This window comes from Marinobacter sp. SS21, from assembly GCF_028369065.1.
GTDB lineage: Bacteria > Pseudomonadota > Gammaproteobacteria > Pseudomonadales > Oleiphilaceae > Marinobacter.
On record NZ_JAQNDA010000002.1, the window covers coordinates 285,699 to 308,559 of the forward strand.

The window sequence follows — 22,861 nt, forward strand, 5'->3', positions numbered from 1 at the left end:
TTCATCCCGCTGACGGCCCGCCTAACCCAGAATGAGACCGGAAACTGCATGAATCCCGAACAGATCATTGCCACTTTGAAGACCCTGGTGGACGATGGCAAAGTCCTGACCGATCCCGCTGACCTCGAAAATTACGGTAAAGACTGGACCAAGATTTACCCCCCTAAGCCGCTGGCCATTGTGTTCCCCAAATCCACCGAGCAGGTGCAGGCCCTGGTTCGGTTTGCCAATGACGCCGGGGTAGCTTTGGTGCCCTCTGGCGGTCGGACTGGCTTGAGTGCGGGAGCCGTGGCCGCTCATGGCGAAGTGGTGGTGGCGTTCGATTACATGAATCAGGTTCTCGATTTCAGCGCCAGCGACCGAACTGTGCGTTGTCAGGCCGGGGTGATTACCGAGCAGCTTCAGGATTTTGCGGAGGAGAATGGCCTCTACTACCCGGTCGATTTCGCGTCTGCCGGCTCCAGCCAGTTGGGTGGCAACCTGTCCACCAACGCCGGCGGCATCAAGGTCATTCGCTACGGCATGAGCCGGGATTGGGTGGCTGGGCTGACGGTAGTGACCGGTAAGGGCGATATCCTGGAACTCAACAAGGATCTGGAGAAGAACAACACCGGGTACGATCTGCGTCACCTGTTCATCGGCGCCGAAGGTACCCTGGGCTTTATCACCGAAGCCACCATGAAGCTGACCCGCAAGCCCGACAATCTCACTGTGCTGGTGCTGGGGCTGAACGATCTGACCAACACCATGGATGTGCTGCAGACATTCCAGAACAGCATTGATTTAACCGCTTACGAATTCTTCTCCCATCAGGCCATGCAGCACGTGCTGGCCCATGGCCAGGTGCAGGCTCCGTTCGAGACCGAGGCACCGTATTACGCATTGCTGGAATTCGAAGCAGTGTCCGATCAGGTGATGGACGAAGCCATGCGCCTGTTCGAGCAGTGCGTGGAAAACGGCTGGGTGCTGGATGGTGTCATCAGCCAGAGCGAAACCCAGGCCAAGAATCTGTGGATGCTGAGGGAAGGGATTTCCGAATCCATTGCGCCCCGCACCCCCTACAAGAACGATATTTCCGTGGTTGTCTCCAAGGTGCCGGAGTTCCTCAACGAGATCGATGCGGTGGTGACCGAGCATTATCCGGACTTCGAGATCATCTGGTTCGGCCACATTGGTGATGGCAACCTGCATCTGAACATCCTGAAGCCGGAAGGGCTGGCGAAAGAAGTGTTTTTCGAGAAGTGCCAGCAGGTCAACAAGTGGGTGTTTGAAATCGTCGAACGCCACCAGGGTAGTGTATCCGCCGAACACGGTGTCGGCATGACCAAGAAGCCCTACCTGCACTACACTCGCAGCGAGGCGGAAATCGCCTATTTGCGCGGTATCAAGCAGGTGTTCGACCCCAATGGCGTGATGAACCCAGGCAAGCTCTTCGACTGATGAAGCAACACATCGTTGTCCTGACCGGTGCTGGCATCAGTGCCGAGAGTGGCCTATCCACCTTCCGCGACAACGGCGGGCTGTGGGAGGAACACAGCGTCTACGATGTGGCTACACCCGAAGCCTTTGCACGCAACCCGGAACTGGTGTTGCGCTTCTACAATGATCGCCGCCGGCAGCTGGAAGGTGCACAGCCCAACCGGGCCCACCGGTTGCTGGCGCAACTGGAGGCGGCTTATCGAGTCTCCATCATCACCCAGAATGTCGACGACCTGCACGAACGGGCCGGCTCCAGTGAGGTGATCCACCTGCACGGCGAACTCACCAAGGCTCGCAGTACCCGTTATCCGGAGGACGTCTACGACATCGGCTACCAGCCCATCCAGCTGGGGGATACCTGTGAGCACGGCAGTCAGCTGCGCCCGCATATTGTGTGGTTTGGCGAGTTGGTGCCGATGATCGAGGTGGCGGCGGATGTGGCTCGTACCGCCGATCAACTGCTGATCGTGGGTACCTCGTTGCAGGTCTATCCCGCAGCCGGATTGGTCCATGAGGTGGACTTCGACGTGCCGGTGACGGTGATTGACCCAGGCGAACCGGCCAGCGTGTCCCGGGCGCGGGTCATCCGTAAGGGAGCCTGCGACGGGGTGGCGGAGTGGGTGGCCGGTCTTGGTAGGTTTTAGACGTTGATGGAAGCCCTCGGGAGGGGGAGCCATGCTCCACCGCATTGAAGGTACGTCCTGTACCTGCAATGCTACCGGGGCATCCATGCCCCTGCTCCGCAAGGCTCCCCCTCCCAGGGCCCCGACTGCATGCGGGCCTGAAACCGGCAGGTCATGTAGGATGCTGGTGAGCAACGCGAACCGCATAAATTATTGTGCCGGTATTGACGAACTGTGGTGAAGACCATCGTGAGGGGCAGCGTTCAGGCCTGCAACAGACCCTGTGACGAACCTACGATATCTCTGGAGTCGATGAGTGGACGGTGGTGGGGCTTCTGGAGCAGCGGCATGGATGCCGCGGTCTCCGATAGGTACAGGACGTACCTTTGAGGAGAGCGGAGGAAGCCCCACCACCGGCCACATCCACAAAACCCTCAGGCTGGGCGCGATCAGCCAGCGCCCTCCAAATACTTCTCCAACTCCGACCGAAACGCCGCCTGTACCCCCAGCCGCTTCAGCATCCAGTAATGCCCGGCAATCATCCGGTCAATGAAGATGCTCTCCACCGGCGGCCGGAAATAGTCCAGATACTTGAACACCGTGCTGGTCTTGGCGGCAACGTCCTTGTGGATGTTCGATTCCGCAAAATCGTAGGGACCCTGGCTGTCAAAGGGGCGAATCAGAATGTCCCGCCACATGGCATAGTAGGCCTCGTCGATGGCCGGCTTGGATTCCACCCGGGCGCCCAGGTCGATTAGGTGGCGGTCCAGCGCCTGGTAGTCTTCGTGCAGGGCGGCAACCAGCGCCTTGCGATAGGACTCGACGATCTCGGGTTTGAGCTTCTTCACGCAACCGAAATCGTACAGGATGATGGTGCCATCGGGCCGATAGGCGAAGTTACCGGCATGGGGATCGCCGTGGATGCACTGGAACCGGAACAGCTGGTCCGCCATGGTGGTGAAGATCCGATGCCCGATGTCGTTGATGGTCTCCTGGCCGTATCGTTCCGGCGTCACCTCGCTGACATGATCGCCTTCCACCAATTCCAGGGTCAGTACCCGACGGCGGGAGTGACTGTCGAGCACCTCGGGGATAATGACCCAGGGATCTTTCTCATGGAATTCCCGAAACAGGCGAATGTTGCGGGCTTCGTTGTCGTAGTCCAGCTCTTCCTTCAGGCGCTCGCGAATCTCGGCAAACAGCTGATCGACGCTTTCTTTTGGCATCTTCAGCAAACCGCCGAGCTTGAGGGCAAGCCGCAGCTGCTTGAGGTCGGAATCGCAGGATTCATCCACGCCCGGGTACTGCACCTTCACGATGACATCGCGGCCATCGTGCAGGCGGGCCCGGTGAACCTGGCCGATGGAGGCGGCAGCATAGGGCGTCTCCTGCAGGTACTCGAATAGCTCGCCCGCCGGTTTTCCGAGTTCGGATTCAATCTGCCCGACGATGACCTCAAAGGGCATGGGCGGGGCTTCTTTCTGGAGCCGCTGCAGGGCGTCGGAGAATTCCTTGGGCAGGAAGTCCTGGGTTTGGGAGGCAATCTGGCCAACTTTCATCACCGCTCCCTTCATTTCCCCCAGGGTATTGGCGATCTGATCCGCCATCCGGCTATAGCCTTCGCTGCGAGCCTGTTCATCCAGTTCACCGGAAAACAGCCGGCGGGCCCGCTGGCCGGCGTATTGTCCGGCAACAGAGGCAGTCATGCCCGCCAATTTAAAGAAGCGTCCGCTGCGGGACGTAACCGGTTTTTTGGCCATGGTTGCTAAGGGTGTCCTGACTGATTGGCTGGAAACTACCAGTTTGTTTGAAACTACCGGTTTGTTTGAAACTACAAGTTGTTGGAATCTAAAATCTAATTGGAAACAACAGGGCGACAGATATCAGACGACGGTCGTTTCGACAAACAGCGCGTCTTCCAGTTCCAGTGACAGCACCTGCCCGGATTCCAGTTCACCCACCCCGGCTGGCGTCCCGGTCAATATCACATCGCCTGGTAACAGGGAGAAGTGTTGGCTGATGTGGCTGATCAGTGCCAGGGTTGGTGTCAGCATATTGCGGGTATCGCCAGTTTGGCGACGCTGACCGTTGATGTCGAGGGTGAAGGTCAGGTGGTCCTTTGCCAGGGCTTCCGAAGCCACAAAAGGTGACAGCGGACAGGCACCATCGAAGGCTTTGGCGCGTTCCCAGGGATGGCCGTTTTCCTTCAACTGGGATTGAACGTCCCGCAGGGTCAGGTCCAGAGCCAGGCCGTAGCCGAGAATGGCGTCCCGGGCCTCTGCTTCCGAGGCGTTGCACAGCGGCCGTCCGATCAGTACCGCCAGTTCGGTTTCAAAGTGCACAGAGCCCCGGTCCCGGGGAGGGTTAAGGGGGCGGGTGATGTGCATGGCCGACGTGGCGGGTTTGATAAACAGCAGCGGCTCATCCGGAATCGGGTTGTTTAGTTCCCGGGCGTGCTCGGCATAATTGCGGCCAATACAGACAATCTTGCCCAATGGCAGGTGGATTGGACTGCCATCCTTCCAGTGGTGTTGGTAGTCAGTCATGGCTGCACTCCTTAGTCGCCGTCAAACGAGCACACAGTATAAACCTGTAACCCCTGGTCCCGCAGTTTTTGTGAGCCTCCCAGATCCGGCAGGTCGATCATCGCCGCCGCCTCCACGATGTCGGCGCCGATCCTGCGGATCAGGCTTGCCGCCGCCAGCATGGTGCCGCCGGTGGCGATCAGGTCGTCCACCAGCACAACCCGGTCGCCGGGGCGGAAGGCGTCTTTATGCAGCTCCACCGAGGCGGTGCCGTATTCCAGTTCGAAGTCTTCCACCAGGGTGTCGAAGGGCAGTTTGCCCTTCTTTCGAACCAGTACCAGTCCGGCATTGATCTCGTAGGCCAGGGCGGAGCCGATGATGAAACCACGGGCGTCCACCGCTGCAATGGCGTCAATGTCCTGGCCATGATAGCGGTGCACGAAGGCGTCGATCAGCTTGCGGAACGCGGTACGGTCCTGCAGGACCGTGGTGATATCACGAAAGTTCACGCCGGGCTTGGGCCAGTCTGGCACCGTGCGGATGGTTTTCTTGATGCTGTCAGCGAAATAGTCCATAGCGAATCCGATCAGGCTGCGTCCAGGAAGATGAATTTGAGTATAAATACCGCGGCGATAACACTCACGCTGGCACTGATCTGGGCCCAGCGACCGCTCAGGGCTTTCAGTAAAGCATAGGTGATGAAACCAAGGGCAATACCGTTGGCGATGGAGAAGGTGAGGGGCATCATGATGGCGGTCACCACCGCGGGTGCCGCTTCGGTGAGGTCGTCCCAGTCGATCAGCTTGAGGCCTCCGGCCATCAGCACCGCCACATACAGCAAGGCCGGTGCGGTGGCGTAGGCCGGGATTATGCTGGCAATGGGTGACAACAACAGGCAGGCCAGGAACAGGGCGGCCACGACCACCGCGGTGAGCCCAGTTCGGCCGCCGGCGGCAATGCCCGCGGTGGACTCGATGTAGCTGGTGGTGGTGGAGGTGCCGAGGGCGGCGCCGGACATGGTAGCGACCGAATCACTCATCAAGGCGCGGCCCAGGCGGGGCAGTTTGCCGTCCTTGTCCAGCAGGTTGCCGCGCTGCGCCGCACCGATGAGAGTGCCGGAGGTGTCGAACAGATCCACGAACAGGAAGGCGAAGATCACGCTGACCATGGCCACATCGAAGGCCCCGGCAATGTCCAGTTGCGCCAGGGTAGGGGTGAGGCTGGGAGGCGCGGAGACGAAGCCCTGATACTCCACCATGCCCAGGCCCATGGCAGTGCCCGTGACGGCAATAATGCCGATCATCACGGCGCCGGTTACCTGTCGGTAAGCCAGGGCGCAGATCAGCAGGAAGCCGCCAAAGAACAGCAGGCTTTCGGTGGCCTTAAGGTCACCCAGTCCCACCAGCGTGGCGGGATGATCGGTGACAATCCCCGCGTTTTTCAGGGCGATCAGCGCGAGGAAAAAGCCGATGCCCGCGGAAATGCCGAAGCGCAGCGACAGCGGGATGCTGTTAATGATCCATTCCCGCACCCGGAAGATGCTGAGCAGGAAAAACAGCAGGCCGGATAGGAACACCGCCCCCAGGGCGACCTGCCAGCTGTAGCCCATGCTGCCCACCACCGTGAAGGAGAAGAAGGCGTTCAGACCCATGCCGGGGGCCAGGGCTATGGGGTAGTTGGCCCAGAGGCCCATGATCAGGGTGCCGATGACAGCGGCGAGGCAGGTGGCCACGAACACCGCACCGAAATCCATACCGGTGCCCTGCAGCATGCTGGGATTCACCACGATGATGTACGCCATGGTCAGGAACGTGGTGACGCCGGCGATGATTTCTTTACGAACCGTGGTGCCGTGGGCCTTGAGTTGGAACAGTCGTTCAAGCATTGGGGAAGTCTGCCTTTGGGGGCTGGTCAGGACGATAGGATTGGCCGCAACCTCGCCTGGATTAGGCGGATTGGTTAAAAAAATCGCAATGGTACCGGCTCGAACTACCGAGGCCAAGTAAGGGAAGGCCCCAGTAGCAAAGCGCTCATTGCCGAGCCTGTGGCCGGTCTGCCCCGAATGGTCAGTGCTGCGGCCGTTGCAGGCGGATATCGAAGCGAACGGCCAGCAGCCGGGTGATGACGATGAACATCAACCCGATGGTCAGCGCAGCGGTTTCGCTCGCCAACTGCCACTGGCACAGGAAATAGACCCAGCAGCCGGCAAATGAAATGGAGGCATAGACCTGGTCCTTGCGGAAGATGAAGGGCACCTCATTGCACAGGGTGTCCCGCAGCGCGCCGCCGAAGGTGCCGGTCATGACCCCAAGGAGGGAGGCAATGAACCAGGAGTGGCCGAGATCCAGAGCCAACTGGGCCCCCAGAATCGAGAACACGCCCAGGCCAATGGCATCGGGCACCACAATACGGGACTCCTTGATTCGCCCCAGGCGATGCCAGTAGCTGAAAATAATGGCCAGGATCAGGATGAACACCGGCTGCTCCTGGTGCTTGATCCAGTACAGCGGGTGGTTATCCATCATCAGATCCCGCAGTGTTCCGCCCCCCAGTGCGGTGATGAAACCGATGGTAAAGACCCCCACCGGGTCCATGTTTTTGGAGCGGGCGGCAATCATGCCTGAAATGGCAAAAGCGACAATGCCAACCATTTCAAGGCCATAAACGATGTCAAACATGAACGGTCGGTTCCGCGAGGTTTTCAGTGTTAAAGGCGCTGGTTCAGGGCGCGCAGCATAGCGAAAATCGATGGTTGATTCATCCTCGGGCAGAGGGGTACTTGCACTTATATTAGACATTTTTATAGGGGGGCATGAGTGGGTTTTATTTGATTCATGGAGGGTCTGGGATTAGCGTTGACCGATAGCTTCCGAACTAATTAACGGACACAACCAACAGGAAGAGACACGATGCGCGCGATTCTATGCAAAGAGTACGGACCCGCCGATACTCTGGTGATCGAAGAGGTTAAGAGCCCGGAAGCCAAAGGGCGTGGGGTAAAGGTGCGGGTCAAGGCCGCGGGTCTGAACTTTCCCGATACCCTGATCATTGAGGGCAAATACCAGTTTAAACCCACCATGCCGTTTTCCCCGGGCGGTGAAATGTCTGGCGAGGTCATTGCGGTTGGCGACAAGGTGACCCGCTTCAAAGTGGGCGACCGGGTTGCCGGCCTGACCGGCTTCGGCGCCTTCGCAGAGGAAATTGTGGTTGCGGAGGACAACCTGTTACCGGTGCCCGCCACCATGAGCGACGACAAGGCCGCAGCTTTCACCATGGTTTACGGCACCTCCTACTACGCGTTGAAGCAGCGTGCCAACATTCAGCCCGGAGAGTCCCTGCTGGTATTGGGAGCCAGCGGCGGCGTTGGCCTGGCAACGGTGGAGCTGGGCAAGGCCATGGGAGCCCGGGTCATTGCAGCGGCAAGCAGCTCGGAGAAGCTGGCGGTGGCCAAGGCCGCCGGCGCGGACGAGGTGATCAACTACAGCGAGGAGCCGCTGAAGGATACCGTCAAGAAGCTGACCGGCGGCAAAGGTGTGAACGTGATTTACGATCCGGTAGGCGGCGATTTCACCGAGCAGGCCTTGCGCGCCATGGCCTGGAATGGCCGCCACCTGATCATCGGCTTCGCCGCCGGTGACATTCCCAAAATCCCCGCCAACCTGACCCTGCTCAAGGGCTGTTCGGTGGTCGGCGTGTTCTGGGGCAACTTTACCCGGATGGAACCGGAAGCCAGCGCCAACAACATGATGGAATTGCTGGCACTGTATGAGCAGGGCAAGATTGACCCGAAAGTGAGTGAGGTTTATGAATTCGAGGATTACGTCAACGCCCTGAACGCGCTGACGGAACGCAGGGCAAAGGGAAAAATCGTCCTGAAGGTCGCCAAGTAACGGCTACCCCCCCCTTACTCCGCCCCTGCGGGATACGCTGAACAAAAAACCGGACGATGCTGCCACCGCCCGGTTTTTTTGTTCTTCGCCCAGGTGCTCGTACGGAGGCTCAGGAAGGCATTAATGTAGGAGTAAATCGCAGCAGTCCAATGATGCCATGGTGAAGCAAAAAATTATTGGCTAGGCTATTGTTTTGTATCTTGAGGATCGGTCCAAGATCGCAGTGAAGTTGTGTAGTCATGACGCAGTCAACTTTGTGTGAAAGCGGAGCGATCCGTCTAATTGCTGTTAGCAGTACTTAAGAAGGATCTATATGTCGAAATCAGTAGGACTAATAATTCACTTTGATGAAGATCAGAGAAACTATCTACTGAGTGAAGAACGAAGGGATCATAGATTTTCAGATGCATTAAGTGTTTATGACTGGGAAATTAAACAGGTTCAAGTTGTATTGCTATCCTTTACCGGGCGCACGATTGACTTTATAGCGCTAGCCACAAAAGGAAGTCGAGTGGTTACTGGTAAGTCACGAGTTGAGTTTTCTGATTTAGTTGACTTGGGCTCAATCTCCATTCGTGAAGTAGAGGGTTTGCTATCTCCCAATACACAACTGCACTTTATGAAGAGTTCAACTGGTCGAGGAGGAAGGCTGCCAGAGAAGACGTGGTTTGAAACTATAAAAGCCATAAAAGAACTCCGCCCAGGCTTGGTCGATGAGATCGAGAGACTAATATCAATAACCACAGTTTCAAAATATCGATTAAAAGGTGAGGCTGCAGAAGTCCTTATTCAGGAGCGTGAAGCTTTAGGTGCAGCGCTTGATATTTTTAGTGGTAATAACGAGCTAAGGAAGGACGTCCTTAAGTCCTGGGCACCTAAGCTTGACAACGTAGATAACTACGATCACGACTCTATGGAGGCTTATTTAAATCTGCCGCAAGATAGTTCAGTGTCATTTTTGTCTGGCATTCCAGAGCGTTATATCCAAGAAGAGTCTGCAATTCAGCACGATTTATTCAATTGGGAAAATGAGAAAGCTTCTTTACATAACTTGGGTGTTTCAAAGTTTGAGCAAGGAAGTAGAGTTCTAGAGGTTGTTTATGCTAATAAAAATCATTTAGAGCACACGCTAGGTGTTGACCTAATCTACTATAACAGGAGATTTCATTCTTTTGTTCTGGTTCAGTATAAATTGATGAAAGAAAAGAGTGATGTCGAAGGATTTTATTATAGGCCTGATGAGCAACTAGATAAGGAAGTAGCCCGCATAAACGATTTTCAAGAAAAAGTAAAAATAAATTCAGATATATCGAGCCACGATGAATTTAGACTTAATCATGATGGTTTCCTTTACAAGCTGGTGCCAAATAAGGGTTTGCAGGCTGCGACGGAAAAACTAATTGCAGGAATGTACATCACTAACAGCTATATGAAATTTTTACTTGGGGGTGATGGCCCGAAAGGTGAGCGAGGAGGAAGGCTTATTACCTTTAAAAATTCGCCAAGGTATCTAACAAACACTGAATTTTCTGGAATGGTCAATCGCGGCTGGATAGGTACCAGCTCAGATCAGAGTAATAGCCTTGCTCAACTAATACGTGAGTTTCTTGAAATTGGTCGGGCAGTTATTGTGGCAGTTGAAGAGGGTACTGCTAACAAGTGACTGTGGTGTCAGCCGTTGAATTAGAGCCTGTAGTTCCCGCCACGGTTCGTGATTTTTTGCCATGGCATTGAGCGCCACCACTGGTAGCTTCCTCTGGGAGCTTCAGGACGCAGCCCTCGGGGGGATTGGTGGAGCGTTCAGTTCAAAGCCATCCACACGCCCCGTTGCGACTTTTTTGCACGGTCTGGATACGCCTTCAAGATCGCGCTTTGAGGGTACGCGACTCTGAAAGCAAGCGATGGTTCGGAGTTATATAGGGCCGCCTTAACCATGCTGACCCTGTAACGAATTACGCAACGCCTGTTTTGCACACGGAGAAGACAAAGGAGGTCAAAGTGCCAGGAAAATACCCCGACAAAATTCGTACCCTTCCACTGTTTGACGGCCGGTTTGACGCCTATCGGCTGGCGGCAAATGGCGCGGATGTCCTGTTCGCTTCCTATCCTGCTGGCACCAGCATTGCTCCCCATTCCCATGAGACGGACAACCACGGCGTGATCGTTTGCGGCGAGCTGATTCTGACTATGAATGGCAAGACGGCGCGTTACGGGGCGGGGGATTGGTACCATGTGCCGGCAGGTGTTGAGCATGCGGCCCAGTTCGAACAGGAGACGGATGAAATCGAGTTCTGGTTTGAGCCCGGAAGTTGAGTGGGAGTGCTTCGATAGCTCCGAGCAAGGCCTCCGTGCAAACCAGGTAGTCATGGGGGGGCACTCGTAATCATTCACTCCGCGACGCAGTCGGCCCGATAGTGCGGCTTGTTGGTGCTATAAGTTAACACGGAAGGCTTGGGTTGATCGCAACGGAGGAACGCACCATGACCACAACCGGAAAACCACTGCCGGACATAGTGTCGCCGGAGGCGTGGCAGGCGGCGATGGATCGGCTGCTGGTCAAAGAAAAGGAACTGACCAGGGCCCGGGATGCACTGAATGCCGAGCGGCGACGGCTGCCGATGGTGAAGGTGGGCAAGGCGTATGCATTTCAGGGCGATGAGGGTACCAGGAGCCTGCTGGAGCTGTTCGAGGGCCGCCGTCAGCTCATTGTCTATCATTTCATGTTTGCCCCGGACTGGGAGGCTGGCTGCGACGGTTGCTCCTGGGTGGCCGATGCGATGTCTCACCCCGCTCACCTGCACGCCCGGGACACGTCGCTGGTGATGGTGTCACGGGCGCCGCTGGAAAAGCTGCAGCAGTACCGGGCGCGGATGGGATGGAACTACCCGATTCCCTGGTATTCCCCCTACGGGAGCGACTTCAACTACGATTTCGGCGCCACCACCCGTCAGGGGGAGCAGCACGGCGCGAGTGTGTTCCTGCGTGACGGCGACGACATCTACCGCACCTACTACACCGGTGCGCGAGGCGTGGAGTACCTGGGCAGTCACTGGAGCTATCTGGATCTGACGCCCTATGGCCGCCAGGAGCGCTGGGAGGATTCGCCGGCAGGCTGGCCCCAGACCGAGCCTTACACCTGGAACCGCCGGCACGACGAATACGTCGACTGACTCGTTGGCCTCAATACCGGCGACAGACAGGGTGCCGCCGGTAATGGGGCCGTTTCAGTCAACGGCGAGTGGGGATCAGAACCGTACCTTGCCCGCGTTGATGTCCTGCTCCAGCTCCGGCGTCACCAGGGTGTATTCCTGGGTCTTCGGCAGCCAGGCGTAGACATCGTCTTCGGCTTTCTCGGTGGTGTAGGCTAATTTCTGGATATCGACTTTGCGGTACTTGAAGGTGCCGGTCTTTTCGATGCCGTCGGTGACCCGGACAAACACGGGAATGGCGTAGGGCGGCAGATTGTCGGTCAGGTAGCGGAACAGCGCCTGGATATCGAACCCGGCCTTGCCCTGCTGCGGCACCAGAGTCACCATACCGGCCTTGCCGTTGGTGTTGGGGATCTCGACGCCGTAGCCAATCGCTTCTTCCACCAGCCCCGAGCCGTCAATGATGTTTTCCACTTCGGTGGTGGAGACGTTCTCGCCTTTCCAGCGGAAGGTATCGCCCATGCGGTCCACAAACTGCAGGTGGCGGAAGCCGATTTCCCGCAGCACGTCACCGGTGTTGAACCACTGATCGCCCTTCTTGAACGCATCCCGCAGGATGGACTTTTCGGTAGCCTCTTTCTGGGTATAGCCTTCGAAGGACCACTTCTGGGTGATCTCGCCCAGCAACAGGCCCGGCTCACCGGAATTCACTTCTTCCATGAAGCCCTTGGCGTTGCGGATGGGGTCGCGGGTGCCTTCGTGGAATCTCACCAGCTTGTAGGGCGCGGTGGAGAAACCCACGGTGTTGTCCATATTGAAGAAGTTGCTGAAGCCGATGTTGCCCTCGCTGGAGGCGTACAGCTCGGCCACGGTTTCAATGCCGAATCGATCCTTGAAGGGTTTCCAGATCGACGGCCGCAGGCCATTGCCAATCATCTTGGTCAGGTTGTGGTTGCGGTCCTGGGGGCTGGCGGGCTGGTTCAGCAGGTACCGGCACAGCTCGCCGACGTAGCCGAAGGTGGTGGCGTTGTAGCGGCGGACATCGTCCCAGAAGGCGCTGGCGGAGAATTTGCGGCGCAGGGCGATGGCAGAGCCACCGGCAATCACCGAGCCCCAGCACACCAGCAGGGCGGTGCCGTGGTACAGCGGCAGGGTGCAGTACAGCACGTCTTCCGGCGCCATGCTCAGGGACATCAGACCGAAGCCACCATAGGCCTTGATGAACTTGCGGTGGGAGCCTGGAGCCGCTTTCGGCAGGCCGGTGGTGCCGGAGGTGAACAGGTAGATGGCGGTATCGCCCAGGGTGGGCGGGTTGACGACCACCGGATTGACCCCTTTGTAGGCGCTGATCTGCTCCGCCAGGTTGGTGTAGCCCGCCGGAGTGTCACCAAACACATTCAGGGTATTGGCGTCGGCCAGGAACAGGAAGGGTCGTTGGTGTTGGAGGTCAAGCTTGTCTTTGATGCCATCAAAGGATTCGGTCAACTCTTCGCCGACCACCACCAGTTTGGGTTGGATCAGGTTGATGCTGTGCTCCAGCACCTTGCCCTTCTGGGAGGTGTTGAGCATGGCGCAGGCAATGCCGATTTTGGCGGCACCGGCGACGACGGCCAACAGCTCGGGCCGGTTTTCCAGGAACACGGCGATGGCGTCGCCTTTCTGCAGACCCTGGGCCCGGAAGAAGTGGGCATAGCGATTGGCCCAGGCATTGAAATCGTGCCAACTGAGGGTGCGGTCTTCGTAAAGGATGGCGTTACGGTTGCCAAATTTATCCGCGTTGTTCTCAATCAGGGTGCCAAGGGTCAACGCCTTCTGCTCGTCTTTCACTGAATAGTAGTAGAAGCCCTTGGCAATTGAGGGAATGCGCCGCAGTATGCCGGGCAAACTGCGGGCCAGATCGGTGGCGGTGACGGTCTTATCGGTCATTCGGTTATCCGTTTGGGTTGGTGCAATTTGCGTGTTGTGAATTTACCGAGCCCACGGATACGTTATGCCCTGGGCTCAGTCGAGAAACAGGTCTGGCAGCAGTGGCTTGTCGGTCTGGGCGTAGCGGTAATGATCGAAATCCGTTACGCCAGCCTGCCTCAATACCTCCTCGTCGATCAGCGCCTGCCCGGTTAGGGACTGGTCGCTGCGGCTGAGAATGCTGACTGCGGCATCGGCCATGATGTCCGGTTTGCGTCCTTGTTCCATCATTGCCTTGCCGCCTACTTCAAACTCGATGGCGGCGGTGGCAATCAGCGTCTTGGGCCACAGCGCATTGACGCTGATGCCGAAGCGCCGGAATTCCTCGGCCATGCCGATGGTGAGCATGGTCATCGCGTACTTCGTGGTGGTGTAGGCCCCATATTGGGCGAACCACTTCGGATTCAGATTCAGTGGCGGCGACAGGCTCAGCACATGGGCCTGTGGCGACTGCTTGAGCCAGGGTAATGCCGCCTGGCTGCAAGCGAACACCGCTCGGGCGTTGACCTGATGCATCAGGTCGTAGCGGCTGACCTTGAGGTTTTCGACCCCTTGCAGCCGAATGGCGCCGGCGTTGTTGACCAGCATGTCGATGCCACCGAAGTGGTCGGCGGCTTCGTCGATGCGGGCTTTCACCATGCTTTCGTCACGGACGTCCAGCACCAGCGGCAGGGCTTCGCCACCCAGCTGCCGAATCTCGTCGGCCACCGTATGAATGGTACCCGGCAGTTTAGGGTGCGGGGTGTCTGACTTGGCGGCGATGACCACCCTGGCTCCTTCGTGGGCGCAGGCCAGTGCAATGGCGCGGCCAATCCCGCGACTGCCCCCGGTGATAAACACCGTGCGATCGGTGAGTCGGCTCATTGTTCGGTCTCCTTGGCAGCATCAGTTTCATGTGTCGTGAGTTCGGGTTCGACTTCCACTAACAGCTGCTGCCTTCGGACCTGGTCGCCCTGAGCGGTATGGACACCACAAACCCGACCGTCTCGATCGGCTTTGACCGGGTGTTCCATCTTCATGGCTTCCAGGATCACCAGCACATCCCCCTGTCGCACCGGTTGACCTTCCTCAACCAGTACGTCGATGATGGCGCCGTCCATGGTGGCCAGAACCTTGCCAGTGCCGGTCAGGCTGTCCACTTCGGGCGGCTGGTGAGTCCGGTCGGTAAACCGCACCGACTGTCCAGACAGCTGCAAATATAGGTGATCGCCGTAATGCTGATAATGGCAACGATGACGAACCCCATTGTCGATATAGCATAGCTGGCCTTCTCCAATCCGGATGTCAGCCAGTTCAATCTGGTCTTCGTCGAGACTAACCCGCAGCGACTTATTGCGACGCTGCACCAGCAGCTCATGGGTACCCTCGTCACTGCCCAGGCGCAGCGGGATCACTGTGGCCAGAGCATTGCTCCAGCCTTCGGTGTGGCCGTGGTCGTGGCTCAGCACAGCCGCCGCCAGTGCCAGCTCGCGTATCGAGACGGTGGTCGCAGTCATCGAAGGGTCGTCGGCGAAATGCTGTGCCAGGAAGGCGGTGGTGGCCTCACCGGCGCCGAAGACGTCATGGCCGATCACTCGGCCAAGGAAATAGCGGTTGGTGACCACGCCGTTGACCTGGGTGTCCTCCAGCGCCCGTAACAAGCGGCGTCGGGCCTCGCTGCGGGTGCTGCCCCAGGCGATCACCTTGGCCAGCATGGGGTCGTAGTGGGGCGTGATGGTGTCACCGGTACGGATGCCGCTATCGATACGGATGCCATCGCCCAGGGCCGGTTCAAACCGCTCCAGCCGACCGGTCTGCGGGGTAAACTGGCTGGCCGGGTCCTCCGCGTACAGCCGCACCTCGATGGCGTGTCCGTTGAGCCGGATCTGGTCCTGGTTCAGTGGCAACGGCTCGCCTTCGGCAACGGCGAGTTGCCAGGCCACCAGGTCCTGGCCGGTGATGAGTTCGGTGACCGGGTGCTCGACCTGCAGGCGGGTATTCATCTCCAGGAAGTAAAAGTTGCGCTCCTGGTCCACCAGGAACTCGACCGTACCGGCGCCCCGGTAATTGCAGGCCAGGGCGGCCTTGACCGCAGCCTCGCCCATGGCCTGGCGCAGCTCCGGGGTGACGAAAGGCGAGGGTGCCTCTTCCACCACTTTCTGGTGGCGGCGTTGGATGGAGCAGTCCCGTTCCCCCAGATAGACCGCATGCCCGTGATTATCGGCGAACACCTGAATTTCGATGTGACGGGGCTCCATCACCGCCTTTTCCAGGATCAGTTCGTCATCGCCAAACGACTGCTTGGCCTCCGAGCGGGCCCGGGCGATGTTGTCGGCCAGCGCGCCTTCGTTATGGACCAGCCGCATGCCGCGGCCACCGCCACCGGCGGAGGCCTTGATCATCAACGGATAGCCGATGTCCTTGGCGGCGATGATCAGCCGCTCGTCACTGGCATTGTCGCCCTCAAAGCCGGGCACCACCGGTACACCGGCCTCCTGCATGGCGATTTTGGAGCGACGCTTGCTACCCATCAGCTCAATGGCGGCTGCGGGTGGTCCCACAAACACCAGGCCGGCATCGGCACAGGCGGTGGCAAAGCCTGCGTTTTCCGACAGGAAACCATAGCCTGGGTGGACGCAGTCGGCGCCGGTCCGGCGGGCAGCATCGAGGATGGCGTCGGCGTTGAGGTAAGAGGCCGCCACCTGGGCTGGCCCGATCCGTACCGCCTCGTCCGCTTCGTCAACGTGCAGGGCGTTGGCATCGGCATCGGAGTACACCGCCACGGTGCGATAACCCAGCGACCGTGCGGTCCGAATCACCCGGACCGCGATCTCGCCCCGGTTGGCAACTAACAGTTTCTTCAGCATGGCGAGTCCTCAGTGATCATCAGCCGGCCCGGCTTGCGCCCAGGCTGGTGGCCGTTTCTGGACAAAGGCCAGGGTGCCTTCAGCGCCCTCGGGGCCGCGCACCGCGGCGGCAAATTGTTCCGCGGCGTTGTCCAGCAGGCTGTGCATGGGTTCCTTGCCGACTCGGTGCAGCAGGCGCTTGGTGGTTGCAGTGGCTTGCGGCGCACAGTGCAGAACGCACTCAAGGGCGTTGGTGACGGCAGACTCGACGGCTTCGTCGTCGGCGCAGTACTGGTGCACTAGCCCCAGGCGTTGGGCTTCGGCGCCGTCGATACGGAGTCCCAAGAGGGCAAGGCGCCGGGTTTGGGTCAGGCCGATGCGTTCCACCACAAAAGGAGCGATCTGGGCGGGGATGACCCCCAGGCCGGTTTCTGGCAGGCCGAACTTGACCGTAGGGCCGGCAATGGCCAGGTCGGAGACACAGGCCAGGCCGAAGCCGCCGCCCATTACCGCGCCGTCCAGCACCGCAATGACCACCTTGGTGGATTCGTTGACCCGCTGGATCATCTGTCCGAAAGCCCGATTGAGGCGGTAAAACGGATCCTGTTCGCCCTCCGCCGCAGGCTGGCTGCGAGCACCGGCCATGTCCTTGATGTCGCCGCCGGCGCAGAAATGGCCCTCGCTGCCACGGAGGACCACGGCACGGATGGCATCGTCGGACTCGATCTGATCAAACACGGTGGCCAACTCGGCCACCATCTGCAGGCTCATGGCATTACGGACCTGAGGCCGGTTCAGGGTGATCCTCAGGGCATGGCCCTGGTATGCCAGGTCAAGAGTGTCGCAATGGGGTAAGTTGCTCATGGCTGTCTCCGGGCTGCATCCTTATTTCCGTTTGCCGGGCAGGGTGCCCATCATCTTGCAGATAATGCCCAGCATGATCTCGTCGGCACCGCCACCGATGGAGGCCAGGCGCACATCCCGGAAGGCCCGGGACAGCGGGTTGTCCCACATGTAGCCCATGCCCCCCCAGTACTGCAGGCAGCTGTCGGTGACTTCACGGCCGAGGCGGCCGGCCTTGAGCTTGGCCATGGAGGCCAGCCGTGTCGCGTCCTTGCCCTCGATGTGCAGCTCACAGGCCTGGTAGGTGAGGGCCCGCAGGGCCTCGATCTCGGTTTGCAGCTCGGCCAGGCGGAAATGGATCACCTGGTTGTCGATCAGGGGTTGCCCGAAGGTCTTGCGCTCGCGGCAGTACTCGATGGTTTTCTCGACGCAGTTTTCCAGCGCCAGGATCATGTTGGCGCATGCCCACATGCGCTCCTCCTGGAACTGCATCATCTGCATCATGAAGCCGGTGCCTTCGGCGCCGATACGGTTGCGCTGCGGCACCCGGACATCGTCGAAGAACACCTGGGCGGTTTCCGATGAGCGCATGCCCAGCTTGTTCAGGTGGCTGCTGAAACTGATGCCGGGGCTGTTCATCGGTACCACGATGAGGGATTTGTTTTTGTGGGCGGAATCGTCCGAGGTGTTGGCCAGCAGACAGATGAAATCCGCCTTCGGGGAGTTGGTGATCCACATCTTCGAGCCGTTGATGATGTAGTCGTCGCCGTCCTTCCTGGCGGTGGTCTTCAGGCCTGCCACGTCGGAGCCTGCGCCCACTTCGCTGACGCCGATACAGCCCACCATGTCACCGGCAATGGCCGGGGCCAGATAGTCGCGCTTCAGCTCATCGGAACCGAAACGGGCCAGGGCCGGGGTGCACATGTCGGTCTGTACCCCGATGGACAGGGGCACACCGCCGCAGGTGGCGCGGCCAAATTCTTCCGCCGCCACCAGGTTGTAGCTGTAGTCCAGTCCCATGCCGCCATACTCTTCCGGCTTGTGAATGCCCAGCAGGCCCAGGTTGCCCAGCTTCTTGAAGACCTCGTGGATGGGGTATTCACCGGCCTCCTCCCATTCGTCGATGTGGGGATTGAGTTCTTTCTCGACAAAATCGCGGACCGTTTTTCTGAGGGCCGTGTGTTCTGGGGTGAATTTCATGGGTCGCTCCTTAAATTCGTGACTTGTGCTTGTCGTTGTGGTCTTGAGTTAGAGCCGGCCGACACCAAAGGTGTTGGGGCGCAGTGGTCGCGCTTCCGCCTCGCGACAGACCGCCAGGGCCAGGGCCAGCACCCGTCGGGTATCCCGCGGGTCGATCAAACCGTCGTCCCACAGGCGGGCGGTACCAAACAGCGCAGTGGAGCCATCCTCCAGCTTCTTGGCGGTGGCCTGCTCCAGGAACGTCAGTGTTTTCTCATCGGGTTCGACACCGCTGCGGCGTTGTTTCTCCTCCGCCACGATGCGCATCACCTTGCCGGCCTGGGCGGGGCCCATCACCGCCGTGCGGCTGTTGGGCCAGGCAAAGATGAAGCGGGGGTCCAGACCACGGCCACACATGGCGTAGTTGCCGGCGCCGTAGGAACCGCCCACCACCACCGCGAGCTTGGGTACCCGGCAATTGGCGACGGCCTGGAGCATCTTGGAGCCGTGTTTGATGATGCCGTTCTGCTCGGAGTGGGTGCCGACCATGAAGCCGGTGGTGTTATGCAGGAACAGCAGGGGGGTACCGGCCTGGTCGCAAAGCTGGATGAACTGTGCCGCCTTGACCGCCCCCTGGGCCGTGATCGGTCCATTGTTGCCAATGACTCCCACGGCGTGGCCTTCGAGGCGGATGGTGCCGCACACCGTCTGGTCGTCGTAGTCGTTCTTGAAATCCAGGAAGCGGGAGTCGTCGGCGATGCGGGCGATGATCTCCCGCACGTCATAAGGCTTCTTGGCATCGGCCGGGACCACGCCCACCAGTTCGTCGGGGGAATACCTGGGTTCCTCCCACTCCAGGACCCGTTGTGCCGGCAGTTGCTCGTTCCAGGGCAGCGCGGAGAGGATGTTGCGGGCGTAGCGGATGCCATCGGCATCGTCCTCGGCCAGGTATTCGGCGGTACCGGCTATCTGGGCGTGCATCTCGGCGCCACCGAGTTCCTCGTCGGTGGCGATTTCGCCGGTGGCCGCTTTCAACAGGGGCGGGCCGGCCAGGAACATCTTGGCCTTGTTGCGCACGGTGATCACGTAATCGGACAGGCCGGGCTGATAGGCGCCACCGGCGGTGGCATTGCCGTGGACTACCGTGACCTGGGGGATGCCGGCCGCCGACATCCGGGCCTGGTTGGCAAAGCCACGAGCGCCCAGTACGAAGATATCGGTGGCGTAGTTCAGGTTGGCGCCGCCGCTCTCGGACAGCGACACCACCGGCAATTTGTTCTCCATGGCGATCTGCTGCAGGCGCAGGGTCTTGTCGAGTCCGGCGGGGGTTATGGTGCCGCCCTTGATGGCGCTGTTGCTGGCCACCACCAGGCAGCGAACACCGCAGACCATGCCGATACCGGCGATGATGCCGCCGCCGGCCATGCTGCCGTCCTTGTCGTCGTGCATCTTGTATCCGGCCAGGGAGCACAGTTCCAGAAACGGGGTGCCCCGGTCCAGCAGGCGGTTGAGACGGTCCCGTGGCAGCAACTTGCCGCGTTGGGTGAATTTCGCCCGGGCCGCTTCCGCCAGATCCAGCACTTTCTGTTCCACCTCGCGCCAGGTCCGGATTTGGAGTTCCATGGCCTCTGCGTTGGCGCGATACTCGTCCGATTGCGGCGTAAGGCTGCTTTCAAGCACTTCCATGACAGGTCTCCTCAGGAATCGCTGAGCACTTTGGGCGTGGCGCTGCGATGAAATCCGTTATACGGCGCATTGTTCTTGGCGTTTGGCAGTGGCCAGATGGGGGAGCCCTGGGAGGCGCCGCCGTCGATGCGCAGACAATCGCCGTTGATAAAAGCCGCGCCGGGACTGAGCAGGAAACAGATGGCGGAACTGATCTCCGCTTCGGTACCCATACGCTTGATGGGCACGAAGTTGGCCAGGTTGCGGATCCACTCGCGCATGGATTCGGGGTAGTTGTCCATGCCGCTGGAGGCGATCCAGCCCGGCGCCACCGCATTGACCCGAACCCCGGAGTGGCCCCATTCGTAGGCGGCGGTCTGGGTAAAGTTCACCATCCCCGCCCGCGCCGCGCCGGAGTGGCCCATGCCGGGCATGCCTCCCCACATGTCGGCGACGATATTGACGATGGCGCCGCCAGTCTTGGACAGTGCCTGGGTGTAGGCCTCCCTGGCCATCAGGAAACCACCGGTCAGGTTGGTGCGTACGACGGTTTCCCAGCCTTTCTGGTTGATGCCGGTGAGTGGTGAGGGAAACTGGCCGCCGGCGTTGTTGACGACGGCATGCAGGCCGCCGTGCTCTTCGATGATGGCCTGCACCGTGGCCTTGACCGAGGCTTCCTCGCGGATGTCGCAGACATGGGCGCTGGCGACGCCGCCGTCGTCGAGAATCTCGGCTTTCACCGCCTCCACTTTCTCGACCTTGCGGCCAACCAGGGCAACCCGGGCCCCCAGCGATGCCAGTTCGTGGGCGGTGCAACGGCCGATGCCCGAGCCGCCGCCGGTCACGATGATGGTTTGACCCTCGAACAGGCCGGGGCGCAGGACGGATTGGTAGCTCATGATTGGGTTCCTTTATTCAATACTGAGGAGGCAACCGGTACCGGTATCTCCAGAAGTTGCTGGGCGAAGGCCTTGCCCTGGGGGTCGATGCGCAGGCTGGCGACACCGCCGCCGCCGAGGCTGTGTTCCAATAGGAAGTTGAGGGCGTGTAACCCGGGCAGGCCCCAACGCCTGACCCGTCCAGTGTCCGGGTTCAGGGTGTGGGCCATCCAGGCTGCGACCCGTTCTTCGCTGAGGGCGGCGGCTATAAAAGGCAGGTATTCCGGTTGACGGGCGATGACGCCAATGTTGCTGTGGTCGCCTTTGTCGCCGCTGCGGGCCCAGGCCAGATCGATCAGGGGTACTTCGGTGTCGGTGGCCGGTGCGGTATCAGCCGGGCTGTCCACAGGTAGGGTGTCCGGATTGAAGCCGCCCCCGGTAGCCACCGCCACCGGCATCGGCGCATCGGTCAGATCGACGGTGACGGTCACCCGGTCCTTGGGCACCAGGCAGGAATAAAGGCGGATCTTGGGCCACACCGTGGGACGGCCGCCAACGATGCCGGTCAGGCCCGGCGCCATGCCGGTGGCGGCCTGGGCAATCTCCCGCGAAAACAGCACCAGTGCTTCCTTCTTGGGGTGGGCGACGCTGATTTTCACCACCACCTCGCGACAGCGTTCGCTCTGGCCGTGGGGGCCGTAGGTGGCTTCGGTGCCGAGCAGCTCGACGCTGGTGTCGGAGTAAGCGGGTAAGTCCCGCTCCTGAAACATCCGGCCAGTCTTGGCCAGGATGGCGTCGGCCACCCGCTGCGCCTTGGCTTTGGCGTCGATGCCGGCGAGCAGGAAGGTCACCGTGCACTTGAAGCCATCGGGCCAGGTGCCGGAGACCTTGTAACTGTCGGTGGGCGCACGGCCCTTGGCACCGGTGACCCGAACCCGGTCCTGGCCAATCTCTGTCAGGTTGACCTGGGTAAAATCGCAGCTGACATCCGGCAGCAGGTAGGCTCGTGGATCGCCAATCTCATACACCAGCTGTTCGGCCACGGTGCCGCGGCTGACCTGGCCACCGGTGCCCTCGGGTTTGGTGATGACAAATTCGCCCGAAGCGCTGACTTCGGCAATGGGGAAACCCATGTCCTCAAAGCCATCCGCCACCTCGCGCCAGTCGGTAAAGTTGCCGCCGGTGGCCTGGGCCCCGCATTCCAGCAAGTGTCCCGCCAGGCTGCCCTGGGCAAGCCGGTCGTAGTCGTTCCAGGCCCAGCCGAACTCATGCACCAGCGGCGCCAGCACCAGGGCGCTGTCGGCGACGCGTCCGGTAATCACTATGTCCGCTCCCTGCTCCAGCGCGGCCACCAGCCCCGGCGCGCCCAGATAGGCGTTAAGGCTCACCATGACTGGCGGCATGGGCGCGCCGGAAGCCATCTCGGAGACGCCGGATTCCGCCAGAGCCTTCTTCTGGGGCATCAGGTCGTCGCCCAGCACCAACGCAATGTTCAAGTCCAGGCCGGCCTGATCACACAGCGCTTTCAACGCATCCCGGCACGCCACCGGATTAACCCCGCCGGCGTTGCTGAGCACGCGGATGCCCTTGGCCTTGATGGTCTGCAGCAAGGGTGCCATGACGGTCTGGACAAAATCCCGTGCGTAGCCCGCGTTGGGATCTTTCATTCTTTGACCGGCCATGATCGACATGGTGATCTCGGCCAGATAGTCAGACACCAGGTAGTCGATGTCGCCGTGCTGAACCAGCTGCCGTGCCGCGGTCTCGGTATCGCCCCAGAAAGCGGCGGAACAACCGATGCGAACGATTTGCGGGGGGGTGTCGAGCTCTGCCATGAGGG

At 59.9% G+C, this 22,861-nt stretch carries 19 protein-coding genes; 6 read left to right on the forward strand and 13 right to left on the reverse strand.

Features of this window, described 5'->3' with window-relative positions:
- Positions 1-48: 48 nt before the first annotated feature.
- Entirely contained in the window at positions 49-1,440 is a 1,392-nt protein-coding gene (locus N6L25_RS03605; protein ID WP_271977937.1) for an FAD-binding oxidoreductase, read from the forward strand.
- Positions 1,440-2,123, forward strand: coding sequence for an SIR2 family NAD-dependent protein deacylase (locus N6L25_RS03610; protein WP_271977939.1), 684 nt, complete (start codon positions 1,440-1,442; stop codon positions 2,121-2,123). The genes N6L25_RS03605 and N6L25_RS03610 overlap by 1 nt, the downstream gene beginning before the upstream one ends.
- A gap of 428 nt (positions 2,124-2,551) precedes the next feature.
- On the opposite strand, the gene N6L25_RS03615 is transcribed toward N6L25_RS03610, so the two are convergent.
- The 5 genes from N6L25_RS03615 to N6L25_RS03635 all read right to left on the reverse strand — a co-directional run bounded on the left by N6L25_RS03615 (position 2,552) and on the right by N6L25_RS03635 (position 7,305).
- Positions 2,552-3,862 (reverse strand): ABC1 kinase family protein, encoded by a 1,311-nt coding sequence (locus N6L25_RS03615; RefSeq protein WP_271977941.1) that lies wholly within the window; start codon positions 3,860-3,862, stop codon positions 2,552-2,554.
- Positions 3,863-3,985: 123 nt separating this feature from the next.
- The gene (locus tag N6L25_RS03620) at positions 3,986-4,648 is read right to left on the reverse strand and encodes a fumarylacetoacetate hydrolase family protein (RefSeq protein WP_271977943.1); all 663 of its coding nucleotides are present in this window, start codon (positions 4,646-4,648) and stop codon (positions 3,986-3,988) included.
- Positions 4,649-4,659: 11 nt separating this feature from the next.
- Complete coding sequence (locus N6L25_RS03625) at positions 4,660-5,202, reverse strand: adenine phosphoribosyltransferase (RefSeq protein ID WP_271977945.1); 543 nt, start codon at positions 5,200-5,202, stop codon at positions 4,660-4,662.
- Between the two features lie 11 nt (positions 5,203-5,213).
- Positions 5,214-6,512, reverse strand: coding sequence for an NCS2 family permease (locus N6L25_RS03630; RefSeq protein ID WP_271977947.1), 1,299 nt, complete (start codon positions 6,510-6,512; stop codon positions 5,214-5,216).
- Positions 6,513-6,693: 181 nt separating this feature from the next.
- On the reverse strand, positions 6,694-7,305 hold the full coding sequence (locus N6L25_RS03635; protein ID WP_271977950.1) for a trimeric intracellular cation channel family protein: 612 nt from the start codon (positions 7,303-7,305) through the stop codon (positions 6,694-6,696).
- 231 nt (positions 7,306-7,536) lie between these two features.
- On the opposite strand from N6L25_RS03635, the gene N6L25_RS03640 reads away from it, so the two are divergent.
- The 4 genes from N6L25_RS03640 to N6L25_RS03655 all read left to right on the forward strand — a co-directional run bounded on the left by N6L25_RS03640 (position 7,537) and on the right by N6L25_RS03655 (position 11,687).
- On the forward strand, positions 7,537-8,517 hold the full coding sequence (locus N6L25_RS03640; protein ID WP_271977952.1) for an NADPH:quinone oxidoreductase family protein: 981 nt from the start codon (positions 7,537-7,539) through the stop codon (positions 8,515-8,517).
- 313 nt (positions 8,518-8,830) lie between these two features.
- Entirely contained in the window at positions 8,831-10,180 is a 1,350-nt protein-coding gene (locus N6L25_RS03645; protein WP_271977955.1) for a hypothetical protein, read from the forward strand.
- A gap of 335 nt (positions 10,181-10,515) precedes the next feature.
- Positions 10,516-10,830: a cupin domain-containing protein gene (locus N6L25_RS03650; protein WP_271977958.1), complete on the forward strand. Its 315-nt coding sequence runs from the start codon at positions 10,516-10,518 to the stop codon at positions 10,828-10,830.
- 167 nt (positions 10,831-10,997) lie between these two features.
- Positions 10,998-11,687 (forward strand): DUF899 domain-containing protein, encoded by a 690-nt coding sequence (locus tag N6L25_RS03655; protein ID WP_271977961.1) that lies wholly within the window; start codon positions 10,998-11,000, stop codon positions 11,685-11,687.
- Positions 11,688-11,762: 75 nt separating this feature from the next.
- Here the strand turns inward: N6L25_RS03655 and N6L25_RS03660 are convergent, their stop codons facing one another.
- From N6L25_RS03660 to N6L25_RS03695, 8 genes are all read right to left on the reverse strand, one after another.
- Complete coding sequence (locus N6L25_RS03660) at positions 11,763-13,592, reverse strand: long-chain-acyl-CoA synthetase (RefSeq protein WP_271977963.1); 1,830 nt, start codon at positions 13,590-13,592, stop codon at positions 11,763-11,765.
- Positions 13,593-13,667: 75 nt separating this feature from the next.
- On the reverse strand, positions 13,668-14,495 hold the full coding sequence (locus N6L25_RS03665; protein WP_271977964.1) for an SDR family oxidoreductase: 828 nt from the start codon (positions 14,493-14,495) through the stop codon (positions 13,668-13,670).
- Positions 14,492-16,477, reverse strand: coding sequence for an acetyl/propionyl/methylcrotonyl-CoA carboxylase subunit alpha (locus tag N6L25_RS03670; protein WP_271977967.1), 1,986 nt, complete (start codon positions 16,475-16,477; stop codon positions 14,492-14,494). Before N6L25_RS03670 ends, N6L25_RS03665 begins: the two co-directional genes overlap by 4 nt.
- 9 nt (positions 16,478-16,486) lie before the next feature.
- Positions 16,487-17,320 (reverse strand): enoyl-CoA hydratase/isomerase family protein, encoded by an 834-nt coding sequence (locus N6L25_RS03675; RefSeq protein WP_271977969.1) that lies wholly within the window; start codon positions 17,318-17,320, stop codon positions 16,487-16,489.
- A gap of 21 nt (positions 17,321-17,341) precedes the next feature.
- Positions 17,342-18,499: an acyl-CoA dehydrogenase family protein gene (locus N6L25_RS03680; protein ID WP_271977971.1), complete on the reverse strand. Its 1,158-nt coding sequence runs from the start codon at positions 18,497-18,499 to the stop codon at positions 17,342-17,344.
- A 48-nt stretch (positions 18,500-18,547) separates the two neighbouring features.
- Positions 18,548-20,164, reverse strand: a complete 1,617-nt coding sequence (locus tag N6L25_RS03685) for an acyl-CoA carboxylase subunit beta (protein ID WP_271977973.1) — start codon at positions 20,162-20,164, stop codon at positions 18,548-18,550.
- Positions 20,165-20,175: 11 nt separating this feature from the next.
- Complete coding sequence (locus N6L25_RS03690) at positions 20,176-21,042, reverse strand: SDR family oxidoreductase (protein ID WP_271977975.1); 867 nt, start codon at positions 21,040-21,042, stop codon at positions 20,176-20,178.
- Positions 21,039-22,856 carry an acyclic terpene utilization AtuA family protein gene (locus tag N6L25_RS03695; protein ID WP_271977977.1) on the reverse strand — a complete coding sequence of 606 codons (1,818 nt, stop codon included), beginning with the start codon at positions 22,854-22,856 and terminating at the stop codon, positions 21,039-21,041. Before N6L25_RS03695 ends, N6L25_RS03690 begins: the two co-directional genes overlap by 4 nt.
- Positions 22,857-22,861 lie beyond the last annotated feature (5 nt).